Genomic DNA, 12,229 nt, shown 5'->3' on the forward strand with positions numbered 1-12,229 from the left:
GGTGCGGACGTCGACGGATTCGGGTTGGGGTTGGAAAGATGGTGTACCTGCGCGTGCTCGGCCCGTTCGAGGCCGAGGTGGCGGATGTGACCGTGCCTCTGGGCGGTCCCCGGCAGCGTGCGGTACTCGCGCTCCTGGCGGTGGCGCGCGGCCGGGTCGTGTCGATCGACCGCATGGTCGAGGACCTGTGGCGCGGCGAGCCACCGACGCAAGCGGTCACCTCGCTCCAGGCATACGTGTCCAACCTGCGCCGGTTGCTCGAACCCGGTCGGCCGCGCCGGGCACCGGCCACGATCCTGGTCAGCGCGGCGCCCGGCTACGCACTGCGACTGCCGGACGACGCGGTGGACGCGTGGCGCTTCGAACGCCTGCTCCACACCGCGCGCGAGCGGGTCGAGGCCGATCCGGCCGATGCCCGCAAGCTGGTCGAAACGGCGCTGGCGCTGTGGCGCGGACCGGCCTTCGCCGCTGCCTCGGACGAGCCGTGGGCCGTCGCCGAGGCCGCGCGTCTGGACGAGCTGCACGTGAGCGCCCGCGAACTGCACATCGCCGCCGGCCTGCGCTCCGGCGACCCGGCGGACGCGGCGGTCGACGCCGAACGCCTCACCCGCGACGCCCCGCTGCGCGAGGAGGGCTGGCGGCTGCACGCGCTGGCCCTGTGGGCGAGCCACCGCCAGGCCGACGCCCTGGCCACCCTTCGGCGAGCCCGCGCGGTGCTGGCGGACGATGTCGGCCTGGATCCGGGGCCGGCGTTGACGGAGGTCGAGGAGGCGATCCTGGGGCAGCGGATGGAGGTGCTGCGGGCGGCGGTGGGGCCGGGGGTGAGGGCTCCGGCGTTGGTGCACGGGTCGGGGCCGGTCCCGACACCGCGGCCACCCCCATGGCGGTCCGGACTCCGGGGGCGGCGCGGGGCTCGGTACGGAGGTCCGCTCCGGCCACGGCTCCGGCATCGGCCTCGGCCTCGGTTCCGGTCCCGGCGAGCCGTTTGTCGGGCGGGACGAGGAGTTGGCCGCGTTGCTCCGGGTGGCTCGGGAGGCGGCGGCCGGTGGGGTTCGGGCCGCGCTGGTCACCGGTGAGGCCGGACTGGGAAAGTCCGCGCTGTTGGGCCGGCTCGGTGCGGAACTGGAGCGGGACGGCGGGCTCGTGGCCACCGGGCGCTGTCCCGAGGTCGACGGTGCGCCGCCCGCATGGGCCTGGGTCGAGGCCCTGCGCGCGGTCGCCGCGATCGAGCCGCCCCCGGACGAACTCCGCGACGCGCTCGCGCCGTTGCTGGCCGACGACGCGACCGGCGGGCCCGGTCCCGATACCTCGGCCGGGCGATTCCGGCTGCACCGTGCGGTCTGGGCCTGGCTGACGGACGTCGCCCGGCGCCGACCGCTGACCGTCGTGCTCGACGACCTGCACCGGGCCGACGCCGAGACCCTGGCCCTGCTCGCCGCCGGTGTCCGAGCGGATGCCGGGCCCATGGGCCGGGCGGCCGACGGAAAGCAGGCGCCGGTGCGGCTGTTCGTCGTCGCCGCCTATCGGCCCGACGAGGTCGACGGCAGGCTGACCGAGACGTTGGCGGATCTCGCCCGCCGGTCGCCGGTGCGGCTCGCGCTGGGTGGGCTGTCGGCGGAGGCCGCCGCCCGAGTCGTGGCCTCGGTGTCGCAGACCGCCGTCGACGCCGCCACCCTCACCGCGCTGGCCGAGCGCACCGGCGGCAACCCCTTCTATCTCCGGGAGAGCGCACGCCTGTTGGACAGCGAGGGCGCCCTCGTCGCGCTGTCGGACGTCCCCGAGGGGGTGCGCGACGTGCTGCGCCGCCGGCTGGCACGGCTGCCCGATCCCGCCGTCGCCGTCCTGCGCCTGGCCTCGATCGTCGGCCGTGAGGCGGACGTGGACGTCCTGGTCGACGCGGCCGAGGTGGACGAGGGCGGCGTGCTGGACGCGCTCGACGCCGGCCTGATCGCCGGCCTGCTCACCGAACCCGCCCCCGGCCGGGTCCGGTTCGTGCACGCGCTGGTCCGCGACACGATGGCCGCCGACCTCAGCGGCCTGCGCCGGACCCGGATGCACACCCGGATCGCCGCCGCCCTGGAACGCCTCGGCACCCACGACGTGTCGGCCCTCGCCCACCACTACGGCCACGGCGTCGGCGCCGCCACCGCCGCCCGGGCCGTCGAAGTGCACGTCGCCGCAGCCGAGTTGGCCGAACGCCGCTTCGCCCACGACACCGCCGTCGACCTGCTCGCCCGCGCCCTGGAATGCCTGGACCGCGTCCCGGCGACCATCCCCGGTGACCGCGACGCCGAACGGGCCGACCTGTACGGCCGGTTGTTGCGCGCCCGGGTCCGCGCCGGCGACGTCTCGGGAGCCCGGCGGACCCGGCAACTCGCCTTCGCGGCCGCCGAGGCGGCGGGCCGGGACGATCTCGTCGTCGCCGCGTTCACCGCCTGGACCGTGCCGACCCCGTGGCAGCGCCGGCCGTACGGAGTCCTGGACGAGCCCGTCGTGGCGGCGCTGCGCCGGTTGTCGGCCCGTACCGATTCGACCCCGGAGATCCGCTGCCGACTGCTGGAGGCCTACGCGTCCGAGGTGTCCGAGGAACGCATCGTCCCGGACCCGCGCGCGCTCGCGGAGGAGGCCGTGGCGCTCGCCCGCGAACTCGGCGACCCCGGCCTGCGCGCCCTGACCCTGTCCACGCTGGCGGCCAATCTGGGCCGGTTGCCGGAGCAGGCCGCCCGGGACGAGGCGGCAGCCGAACTCCGGGGCCTGGCCGACGAACACGACCTGCCCGCCTACGGCTGGTACGCCCGGTTCAACCTGGCCACGACGGCGGCCGACCGCAACGACCCCGCGACCGCGCGGCGCCTGGTCCAGGAGAGCACGGCGATCGCCGAGGCGTACCGGATGCCCGAGGCGATCGGCGTCGGCGCCCTCGCGGAGGCCACCCTCGCGCACATCGCGGGCCGCTCCGAGGAGGCCGAGGAGCGCTATCACCGGGCCATCGAGCCGATGATCGCCCAGGGTTCGCCGCACGCGTTCGGGTTCCGGTGGCTGGCCGTGGCCACGATCCGGCTCGGCCAGGGCCGGATCGGTGAACTCGCCGACGAGGCACCGCAGATGTCGGCGTTGTTCGGCCCGTTCGCGGCGGACCTGTGCGCGCTCGCGATGGCCGCCGCCGGCCGGATCGACGAGGCCCGCGCGATGCGGGCGCTGAACGAGCCGATCCGCCCCGACTTCTTCCACACCCCGATGTCCGTGTTCCGCGCGATGGCGGCGATCGCCCTCGGCGAACGCGAGGAGGCCGCCGCGCTCTACCCGACCCTGCTCCCACTGGCCGAAGCGCCCCCGGCCTGCGCGGGCCTGTCCATCGCGATCCGCCCCCCGGCCCTGACCCTGGGCGAACTGGCCCGCTTCCTCGGCCGAGACCGGGAAGCCACCGAACACTTCACCCGCGCCGCCGCCATCGCGGACATGTGGGGCGCCAACGCCTGGTCGGTCCAGGCACGTTCGGCCCTTGGCAGCCGTGAAGGCGGGTCGTCCACCGGCTGAACCGCCTCGGCTGCCGGCAGAATCCCAAGTCCTGTCGACGGGGGAGGACGAGGATGTCGGATGCGGAAGGGCTGCCCGCCGAGGACGAGCGTCCGGCGCTCGGGGATGCCGAGACGCGGGTGCTGCTCGAGCGGTGGCGGCGCCGACGACTCCGCAACAACGCCGCAGGGTTGCTCGGCCTTTCGGTGCTCGTGACGCTGACCGTCGTCTTCCACGACTCGTTCGGCGTGTTCATCGCCCTGGCCGGGATTCCGTTATATCTCGCCATCCTGTCGTCCCGACGCCACGCCTCGGTCCGCGCCGCGGAGCGGATACTGCGCGAATACCCGTGGCGCCGCTACGGCTACCGCCTGGAGCGCCAGGGTGAGGGCTTTCGCGCCACGCACCGGCTCGTGCTGCTCGACCCGGTGACCAAGCGCGCGATCGGCTCGTACACCGGGGTCGCGCGGTACCTGTTCGACGCGGCCGGCAACCCCCGTGGCGAACTGGTGTCGTTCGCGGGCAATCCCGTCTACGGCGGCGTACTGCGACTGCCCGACGGCGCGGAGTTCAACGTGTTCAAGCGGGTCCGGATCCCCCGCCACACCGACACCGAGGAGGAGGCGGCCAGGGCCCGCCGCGCCCGCATCGCGCGCAGGTGACCCGAGGTGGGTCCGTACCGGTGCCGTGTCACGCGGATGTGCCCGACAGGGCGCTCGCGATGCGGGCGCGGCCCGGGCCGGTGACGGCTGCCAGTCCCGCCGGGCGGCCCGTGGCCAGGAGGAGGAGTTCGGCGACCGGGCCGCGGACCACATCGGGACCGTTCCCCGCCGACCAGTCCGCGTCGGTGGCCACCAGGCGGGTGCCCCGGCACCGCTTCCGGGCGCCGTAGAACGGACTGGCCAACACGTGGCCGACGGCCGCGACCGCCTGTTCCGTGGGCATTTCGCGGCTTCGGCCCAGCGGCCGCGCCACGTCCTGCCCGTGCACCAGTGCGTCGACGAGCGGGTCGAGCGGGGACGTCAGGGGCGCGCGCCGCGCTGAGCCGGCCGTCTCGCGGAGCCGGCCGATCAGTTCCGCCGGGCTGAACCGGACGGCCAGCGCCCGAGCTTCGTCCGACGTCATCCGGTCGAAGTCGCCCCGGGCCCGGATCGCGCCCCGGATCATGCCCATCGCCGTCGTACGCGTCGACGTGGTGAGATGCGCGGCCAGTTCGTGCATCGTCCAATCGGAACAGAGCGACGTCACGCCCCAGTCGTCCGGCCCCAGGTCGTCGAGGAAGTCGGCGAGACCGAGTCGCTCGTCCCGTACCCACGCGAGAATCCTGTCGCGATCCATCTCCGGCTCTCCTCGGCTCGTGTCGGGTCGTGTCGTGTCGTGTCGTTCGGGGTGTACATCACCACGACGAACGAACGACGCTCGAATCGACAGTCCTCGGAGAATTCTTTTCCGCGGTGTGCGGCCCCGTCCGCCCGAACCGCCGTCAGCCCTTCGTCGGCCCCGGGCCCGAGCGGATCTCCACGATCGGCAGCCGCAGGGCCGCCGGCGCGTCCGCCGGGACCGTCGGGGACACCGGTGCGGTGTACGGGACTCGGCGGTAGGCCGCGCCCAACTCCGGGCGCCGGTCGGGCTCGCCGCGGTTCGGCCACATCGCGGTCGCGCGTTCGGCCTGGGCGGTGATGGTCAGGGACGGGTTCACGCCCAGGTTGGCGCTGACCGCGGAGCCGTCGAGGATGTGCAGGCCCGGATGGCCGTAGACGCGGTGGTACGGGTCCACCACGCCCGTGGCCGGCGAGTCGCCGATGACGCAACCACCCAGGATGTGGGCGGTCATCGGGACGTTGGCCAGGTCGCCCCACGAGCCGCCGGCCACGCCGCCGAGGCGCGTCGCGATGCGGCGGACCGCCTCGTGGCCGGCCGGGATCCAGTTCGGGTTGGGCGCGCCGTGGCCCTGGCGCGTGGTGATCCGGGTTCGGCCGAACAGGCCCCGCTTCCGGTACACCGTCAGCGAGTTGTCGCGAGACTGCATGACCAGGGCGATGACCACGCGTTCGGACCAGTTGCGCACGCTCAGGAATCTCAGCCTGGCCGGGTCGCGCAACACCGTGCCGAGCAACTGCCGCACGCGGGGCCGGTCTCCGTCGGTCAGGAACGTCTGCAACAACCCCATCGCGTTCGAGCCCTTGCCGTAGCGGACCGGTTCGATGTGGGTGTCCGCGTCCGGGTGCCACGAGGACGTGATGGCCACCCCGCGCGTCGCGTCGATCACCCCGGTCGTCGGGGCGACCGCGCCCACCAGGGCCTCGGAGTTGGTTCGGGTCAACCGGCCGAGCGTACGGGACAGGCGCGGGAGCGTACCGTCCGCCGCCATACGGTGCAGCAGCCGCTGGGTGCCCAGCGTGCCGGCGGCGAACACGACCTGTTCGGCGGTCCAGGTGCGCGGCGCGCGGGCGGTCGTCGGCGGACCGCTGCGTATCGTCTCCACCGCGTAGCCGCCGGGCGCTCCGTCCGCACCGGCGGCCAGCGGGCGCACCCGGCGCACGGTGCGCTCCGCGTGTACCTCCGCGCCCGCCCGTTCGGCCAGGTGGAGGTAGTTCTTGAGCAGCGTGTTCTTCGCCCCGACCCGGCACCCCGTCATGCACGAGCCGCACTCCGTGCATGTGGTCCGGCTCGGGCCCGCGCCGCCGAAGTACGGGTCCGGCACCTGCTCGCCGGGTCGCTGCCCCTCCTCGGGGAACAGCACGCCCACCGGCGCGAGATGGAACGAGTCGCCCACGCCCATGTCCTCGGCGACCGCCTTCATGTGCTCGTCGGCGGGTGTCATGTGCGGGTTGCGCACCACGCCGAGCATACGTTCGGCCTGGGCGTAGAACGGCGCGAGTTCGGCGCGCCAGTCGGTGATGTGGCCCCACTGCGGATCGTCGAAGAACGGCTGGGGCGGTTGGTACAGGGTGTTCGCGTAGTTCAGCGAGCCGCCGCCCACGCCCGCCCCCGCCAACACCACCACGTCCTTGAGCACGTGGATGCGCTGGATGCCGGTCAGCCCGATCGCCGGCGCCCACAGGAAGTCGCGGGCCTGCCACGACGTCTTGGGGAAGTCCGCGTCGGCGAACCGTCGGCCGGCTTCGAGTACGCCGACCCGGTAGCCCTTCTCGGTCAGCCGCAGCGCCGCGACCGAGCCGCCGAATCCGGAGCCGATGACCAGAACGTCGTAGTCGAACACGAGGAACCCTTCGCCGGGCGGGCAGTAGGCATGCCGTGAGATCTCGCGATCCCGGCGATCCTACTCCCCGGTAACCCGGCGAAGGCAGTCCCTCGACGAGCCGACGTGTGTGTCGACCCGTATGTCCGGCCGTGTGTCGAGCCCGTGCCCGACGCGGTTCGGGGGTGGGGTCGATTCAGCCGCTCTTGCGCCGGAACGAGCGCTGTTGTGCCGCGGGCCCGTGCGCACCGTGGATCTTCGAACCGTCGCCACCGGGGTTCTCGCCGGCGCCGTCGGTCTTGGTGCCGCGCTTGCGGGCCAGTGCCTCGCGGAACTTGCGCTTGGTCTCGTCCTCGGCGCTCTCGGGCTCGGCGGCTTCGCGGGCCTCGGGGGCCGTCTCCTCGGGTGTCTCGTTCGCGGGTGTCTCGTCAGCCATGGTGCGTTCCTGCTCTCGAACTGGATGCGATCCGTGAACACACCTTTCCATGTCGAGGCCCGCGATGGCACGCCCGGTCGCGGTAACGGCCACAACGGCGGTCGAATCGGACCGCGACGGACCGGTTCAGCCCACCCCGGTCACCCGCGCCGTTCGGATGACCAGGGTGTCGATGAACGTGTCCAGCTCCGGCCACTCGAAGAACGGCGCGGTCATCCGCAGCAGCACCGCGCCGTGCATCGCGGCCCAGACCGCCAGCGCGTCCTGGAACGGGTCGGTGCCGGCCGCCCGGCCGGCCGCCTGGGTGCGGGCGATCGCGTCGATGAGGGTCTGGAAGACGTCCATGCGGCTGGGCAGCCTGGCCGGCGGCGGGGGCGCGTCCGACGTGTCCGGCTCGTTCGGCGTGTCCGACGGGCTCGGTGCGTCCGACGCCTCCGATGCCTTCGCCGCCGGGCGCATCCGGTGGAACAGCGCCCGATAGCGGCCCGGGCGCTCCATCGCGAACCGGGCGTAGGCGCGGCAGCCCGCGAGCAGTGAGCGGTCCTCCGTGTCCTCCGCCTCCGAGGCGGCCAGGATGACGGCGCGCAGGTCGTCGAAGTAGCCGTTGAGGACCGTGTCGAGGATGTCGTCGAGATCGGTGAAGTGCGCGTAGATCGACGGCGCGGTGATCGCGGCCTCCCGGGCGATCCGGCGCAGCGTCACGTCGCCGGAGTGGCCGTCGCGCTCGATCAGGTCGGTCGCCGCGGCGAGGATGTCGTCGCGGAGCAGCGCTCCTTGGCCGCGGCGATTGCGTCGGCGATTCGGCCCGTGGTCGTCGTCCATGGCGCTCAGCGTACGAGGCGTGGGAACGGCGTTGTTCGGCATGGGGCCTTCTCGGGGGTATCGACGGCGTACGGCACGACGCCCGCCACCCGGCGGCCGGCGGGGGCCGGTCGCCGGGTGGCGGGCTGAGGCATCATCAGACGGTTTGTACCGCTTGGGTGTCGACCGGTTCGGCAGGGGCATCCACCGGTTCGGCGGACTCGCCGGCGGGGGAGGTGCCCTGCGCGGCCCGGCGGGGGAGACCGAAGCCGACCAGCAGGACGCCGAGCGCGGCGACCGCGGCGGCGACGAGCGCGCCGTTGTCCATCGCGGTGGTGAAGGCGTGGTCGGCGGCCGAGGTGAGCCGGCCGGCCGCGTCCGGGGACAGGCGCTCGGCCACGACGTGGGCGCTGGGCAGGTCGTGCCCGGCGACGGCGGCGGGGCCGGTGAGGTGTTGATCACCCATCTCGCTCCGGTAGTGCGAGGAGACCAGCGTGCCGACCACGGCGATGCCCAGTACGCCGCCGAGTTCGCGGACCACGCTGTTGAGCGCGCCGGCCATCGCGGAGAAGCGCACCGGTACCGACGCGGTGATCTCCATGCTCGCCGGCGCCATCATCATCCCCATCCCGGCGCCCACCAGCATCATCTCGCCGGCGAGGGCGACGAACGGGGTGTCGGTGGTGGTGGTCAGCCCCATCACGCCCAGGCCGAGCGCGATCGCGCCGAGCCCGGTGGTGAGGGTGCCCCGAATGCCCAGCCGGGCGGTGACGATCGGCGACAGTCCGGACATCGCCGCCATCGCGGCGGCGAACGGCATCGCGCCGAGCCCGGCCTTCAGGGTGCTGTAGCCGTGGACGAGTTGGAAGTACTGGGAGAGCACGAACAGCGTGCCGAACAGGGCGAAGAAGGTGATCGCCAGCGTGCCGGCGGCGAGGACGAAGCCGCGGTTGGCGAACAGGCGTACCTGCACCATGGGTTCGTCCCGACGCAGCTCCCAGCCCACGAACGCCGCGGCGACCACGACGAAGACGGCCAGTTCGACGAGCGTGACGGCGTCGGTCCAGCCGCGTTCGGGCGCCTCGATGATCGCGTCGACCAGGATGCCGAGGCCGATCACGGACAACACGGCGGCGGGCAGGTCGAGTCGGGCGGTGCCCTGGCGCGGGATGGTCGGGACGATCCGCAGGATGCCGACGAGCGCGGCGAGCACGAGCGGGACGTTGATCCAGAACGCGCTGGACCAGGAGAAGTGCATCAGCAGCGCGCCGCCGGTGACCGGACCGATCAGCACCCCCACGCCGGCCGAGGCCGACCAGACGGCGAACGCCTTGGGGCGCTCGACGGGCGGGAACATCCGGATGATGATCGCGAGCGTCGCGGGCATCACGAAGGCCGCGCCCAGGCCCATCACCGCACGCCAGGCGATCAGTTCGCCGGCGGTCGTGGACACCGCGGCGACGGCCGAGCCGCCGCCGAACAGGACCAGGCCGCCGAGGAGGGCGCGACGGGCGCCGAACCGGGCGCCGAGGCTGCCGGCGAGGAGCAGCAGGGCGGCGAAGACGAGGGTGTAGGCGTCGGTGATCCACTGGAGATCAGCGGTCGACGCGTCGAGGCCCTTGGCCAGGGACGGCAGCGCGGTGTTGAGCACCGAGTTGTCCAGCGTCACCGCGACCAGGGTCGAGCACAACACGAGCAGCGCGGCCCACCGCCGGGGATGTCCGGCAGGTTCGGGGACGCCGGTCGGGGTCGAGGCCGCGGCCGCGTCGGGTGTCGGTGTCGAGGATGTGGTGGTTCGGGTCGATGCAGTGCCGGTCACGAGCTGCCCCCATGAATTAACGCCTGTTTCCTTACGTCTGTAAATCTAGGCCTTCGACTTACAGCTGTAAAGCCAAGAGATGGCAAAGCCGGGCGAGTGCAGGTTCTTTCTGTAGCGATCGCTAAGAAATTCGCGCTACGGTGCTGCCACGCAAGATCTGTATCGATTGCTAAAGAAGTGCCGAAGAAACGTACGAAGCGGCACACACGAGAGGAAGGGCACCATCATGCGCACGCTCACCGGCAGGACCGCACTCGTCACCGGGGCGAGCCGGGGGATCGGCCGCGCCATCGCGGAGCGGCTGGCCGCCGACGGGGCACTGGTCGCGGTGCACTACGGCCGGGACGAGGCGGCCGCCAAGGACGTGGTCGCGACGATCGAGGCGGCCGGTGGCCGGGCCTTCGCGGTGCGGGCCGAACTCGGTGTACCGGGCGACGTGGACACCCTCGTCGATGGACTGCGGGCCGGCTGGGCCGAGTTCGGAGCGGACGGACTGGACGTCCTGGTGCACAATGCGGGCATCGGCTCGACCGGGCCGATCGAGGCGGAGACCGAGGCCGGCTACGACCGGGTGTTCGCGGTCAACACGCGGGCCCCGTTCTTCCTGACCCAGCGCGTGCTGCCGCTGCTGCGCGACGGTGGCCGGATCGTGACCGTCACCTCCGGGGCGACCAGGATCGCGTTCCCCGAGTCGATCGCGTACGCGATGAGCAAGGGCGCCCTCGACACGCTCACGCCGGCCCTGGCCAAGCACCTGGGCCCGCGCGGGATCACCGTCAACAACATCGCCCCCGGCATCGTCGACACCGATGTCAACGCGTCCTGGCTGCGCGGGAATCCGCAGGCGCGGGCGCAGGCGGCGAGCCGCGCGGCGCTGGGGCGGGTGGGTCGCCCGGACGACATCGCCGACGCGGTCGCCTTCCTCGCCTCCGACGATGCCCGGTGGGTGACGGGTACGACGCTGGACGCCACGGGCGGATCGGAGTTGTAGCCGCGTGGCGGCGGCGGCCGATCCGGCATGGCGACAACTTCCGCTTGCGGCCCCGACTTCGGGGCCGCGACCGCCGCCGCCGCTACAGGTCCCGCGTCACGCCCAGCGGAGCGCAGTGCAGGCTGCCGCGCGCGGCAGGGGCGGCGATCCAGGAGTCGGCGCTGACGAAGTCCCGCCCGCGCTGGTGTGCTTCGCGGGCCGGAGTCGGGTCGTCCCAGGTCACCGCGAGCGGATTGTGCTCGACGTCCCACGTGGCGCCGCCGAGCGCGCGGTCGTCGGAGGAGGTCGCCTCGACATGGGTGAGCAGGCCGGACTCCGTGGCCAATACGCCCGCGTGCCACAGCGTCACGCCCGCGTCGGTATGCACGATCGCGGGCGGCGTACGCAGGGTGAGCCCGGTGCCGTCGTGGCGTTCCGAGTCGAAGCGCAGCACCAGCCGACGCGGGATGGTCGGCAGCACCACGTCCAACACCAGGTCCCCGTCCGGGACATGGCCGAACAGACACGAGGTGAACCGGATCGACCCCGCGGACAGGGTCGAGGCCAGCGCCGAGTGGGCGAACCGGTCGCCCGATCGGGTCACCGACACCCCGTACCGGCCGAACACCTGCGGCGAGGGCGGGCGCGGGCCGGTCGGGCGGGCCGGAGTCTCCATGCCGATGGTCGTGTACAGGCCGGCCGGCGTACGCAGGATCCCGCCGTGGAAGACCCGGACCTCGTCGTGCGCGAGCAGGATCTCGGGCGGCCTGACCAGCTCGATGTCCACCGGGGCAGTGCTGTCGCTCATGTGGGCGACCCTATCGCCGGGGCACCGCAAGGCCCGGCGCCTCGCGGGCGGCCCCCGAAACCCCGCTTCCCGCCTCGGCGATCCGTTCGGCCTTCCCCCACTCGGCCCAATCGGGGGCCGCCGGGGCGTTGTACGCGCACCATGCCCACGGGTGCCGGCGGGCGGCTACCGCGTGACCTGCGGAAGAGGCTCCGATGCGGCATTTCGGTCCGGTTCGGCGGGCGCATAGGGGATTCGAGCCGCCATATCGTGGGGACACTTTCCGGTTACGGCTTCGCCTATACCGCCCCGGAACGCCCCACGCGTCACCCGACAGGCGCATACTGAGGGAGATGACGACCTCAGCCGTGACCCGGCGCATTCTGCCCACCAGTCCCTTCAATGTCCCGGTCGCTCCCATCATCGAGGATTTCGAACTCGGTGCCCGAGTGACGCATGATCAGTACGGACTCGGTCGGATCGTCGGTGTCGAAGAGGACATCGCGGTCACTGTCGACTTCGGATCGCGCCAGGAACGCATCTGCCGTCCCTACGCGAAGCTGAGCAATCTCTGACCCACGCGACACGGTTTCGCACGTCCCGACACCACGCGAGTCGGTACGAGGAGGCGCCCCCGGACAACCGGGTCGGCGCCTCCGTTGCGTTGGGCGCCGCAGCCTGTTGTTTCGGACCCTGAA

11 protein-coding genes are annotated in these 12,229 nt (G+C 72.9%); 5 read left to right on the forward strand and 6 right to left on the reverse strand.

Going from position 1 to position 12,229, the window contains the following annotated elements; genetic code table 11:
• Positions 1-38 precede the first annotated feature (38 nt).
• From B4N89_RS47920 to B4N89_RS25560, 3 genes are read left to right on the forward strand one after another with little or no spacing between them, the layout of a single operon-like run.
• Entirely contained in the window at positions 39-1,076 is a 1,038-nt protein-coding gene (locus B4N89_RS47920) for an AfsR/SARP family transcriptional regulator (protein WP_101897170.1), read from the forward strand.
• Positions 1,006-3,537: an ATP-binding protein gene (locus tag B4N89_RS25555; RefSeq protein WP_101897171.1), complete on the forward strand. Its 2,532-nt coding sequence runs from the start codon at positions 1,006-1,008 to the stop codon at positions 3,535-3,537. The genes B4N89_RS47920 and B4N89_RS25555 overlap by 71 nt, the downstream gene beginning before the upstream one ends.
• Positions 3,538-3,590: 53 nt before the next feature.
• Entirely contained in the window at positions 3,591-4,178 is a 588-nt protein-coding gene (locus tag B4N89_RS25560) for a hypothetical protein (RefSeq protein ID WP_078978148.1), read from the forward strand.
• Between the two features lie 28 nt (positions 4,179-4,206).
• Here the strand turns inward: B4N89_RS25560 and B4N89_RS25565 are convergent, their stop codons facing one another.
• The 5 genes from B4N89_RS25565 to B4N89_RS25585 all read right to left on the reverse strand — a co-directional run bounded on the left by B4N89_RS25565 (position 4,207) and on the right by B4N89_RS25585 (position 9,774).
• Positions 4,207-4,854 carry a maleylpyruvate isomerase family mycothiol-dependent enzyme gene (locus B4N89_RS25565; protein WP_078978149.1) on the reverse strand — a complete coding sequence of 216 codons (648 nt, stop codon included), beginning with the start codon at positions 4,852-4,854 and terminating at the stop codon, positions 4,207-4,209.
• Between the two features lie 145 nt (positions 4,855-4,999).
• Positions 5,000-6,739 carry a GMC oxidoreductase gene (locus B4N89_RS25570; protein WP_078978150.1) on the reverse strand — a complete coding sequence of 580 codons (1,740 nt, stop codon included), beginning with the start codon at positions 6,737-6,739 and terminating at the stop codon, positions 5,000-5,002.
• Between the two features lie 175 nt (positions 6,740-6,914).
• Entirely contained in the window at positions 6,915-7,154 is a 240-nt protein-coding gene (locus tag B4N89_RS25575; RefSeq protein ID WP_078978151.1) for a DUF5302 domain-containing protein, read from the reverse strand.
• Between the two features lie 126 nt (positions 7,155-7,280).
• Positions 7,281-7,976 (reverse strand): TetR/AcrR family transcriptional regulator, encoded by a 696-nt coding sequence (locus B4N89_RS25580; RefSeq protein WP_161500811.1) that lies wholly within the window; start codon positions 7,974-7,976, stop codon positions 7,281-7,283.
• A gap of 136 nt (positions 7,977-8,112) precedes the next feature.
• The gene (locus B4N89_RS25585) at positions 8,113-9,774 is read right to left on the reverse strand and encodes an MFS transporter (protein ID WP_078978153.1); all 1,662 of its coding nucleotides are present in this window, start codon (positions 9,772-9,774) and stop codon (positions 8,113-8,115) included.
• Positions 9,775-10,000: 226 nt separating this feature from the next.
• Here B4N89_RS25585 and B4N89_RS25590 point away from each other — a divergent pair, with 226 nt between their 5' ends.
• Positions 10,001-10,765 carry an SDR family NAD(P)-dependent oxidoreductase gene (locus tag B4N89_RS25590; protein ID WP_078978154.1) on the forward strand — a complete coding sequence of 255 codons (765 nt, stop codon included), beginning with the start codon at positions 10,001-10,003 and terminating at the stop codon, positions 10,763-10,765.
• Positions 10,766-10,847: 82 nt separating this feature from the next.
• Here the strand turns inward: B4N89_RS25590 and B4N89_RS25595 are convergent, their stop codons facing one another.
• Positions 10,848-11,552 carry a hypothetical protein gene (locus tag B4N89_RS25595; RefSeq protein WP_143658080.1) on the reverse strand — a complete coding sequence of 235 codons (705 nt, stop codon included), beginning with the start codon at positions 11,550-11,552 and terminating at the stop codon, positions 10,848-10,850.
• A gap of 332 nt (positions 11,553-11,884) precedes the next feature.
• Here B4N89_RS25595 and B4N89_RS25600 point away from each other — a divergent pair, with 332 nt between their 5' ends.
• Complete coding sequence (locus tag B4N89_RS25600; protein ID WP_026218929.1) at positions 11,885-12,106, forward strand: hypothetical protein; 222 nt, start codon at positions 11,885-11,887, stop codon at positions 12,104-12,106.
• The last annotated feature ends 123 nt before the right edge of the window (positions 12,107-12,229 follow it).

Origin of the sequence: Embleya scabrispora (assembly GCF_002024165.1) — a bacterium.
GTDB classification, from domain to species: domain Bacteria; phylum Actinomycetota; class Actinomycetes; order Streptomycetales; family Streptomycetaceae; genus Embleya; species Embleya scabrispora_A.

Bases quoted from the DNA above. Each gene is read 5' to 3' on its own strand.
- B4N89_RS47920 (WP_101897170.1), top strand. From the start codon at position 39: ATGGTGTACCTGCGCGTGCTCGGCCCGTTCGAGGCCGAGGTGGCGGAT.
- B4N89_RS25590 (WP_078978154.1), top strand. From the start codon at position 10,001: ATGCGCACGCTCACCGGCAGGACCGCACTCGTCACCGGGGCGAGCCGG.
- B4N89_RS25600 (WP_026218929.1), top strand. From the start codon at position 11,885: ATGACGACCTCAGCCGTGACCCGGCGCATTCTGCCCACCAGTCCCTTC.
- B4N89_RS25565 (WP_078978149.1), bottom strand. From the start codon at position 4,854: ATGGATCGCGACAGGATTCTCGCGTGGGTACGGGACGAGCGACTCGGT.
- B4N89_RS25580 (WP_161500811.1), bottom strand. From the start codon at position 7,976: ATGGACGACGACCACGGGCCGAATCGCCGACGCAATCGCCGCGGCCAA.
- B4N89_RS25560 (WP_078978148.1), top strand. From the start codon at position 3,591: ATGTCGGATGCGGAAGGGCTGCCCGCCGAGGACGAGCGTCCGGCGCTC.
- B4N89_RS25595 (WP_143658080.1), bottom strand. From the start codon at position 11,552: ATGAGCGACAGCACTGCCCCGGTGGACATCGAGCTGGTCAGGCCGCCC.
- B4N89_RS25575 (WP_078978151.1), bottom strand. From the start codon at position 7,154: ATGGCTGACGAGACACCCGCGAACGAGACACCCGAGGAGACGGCCCCC.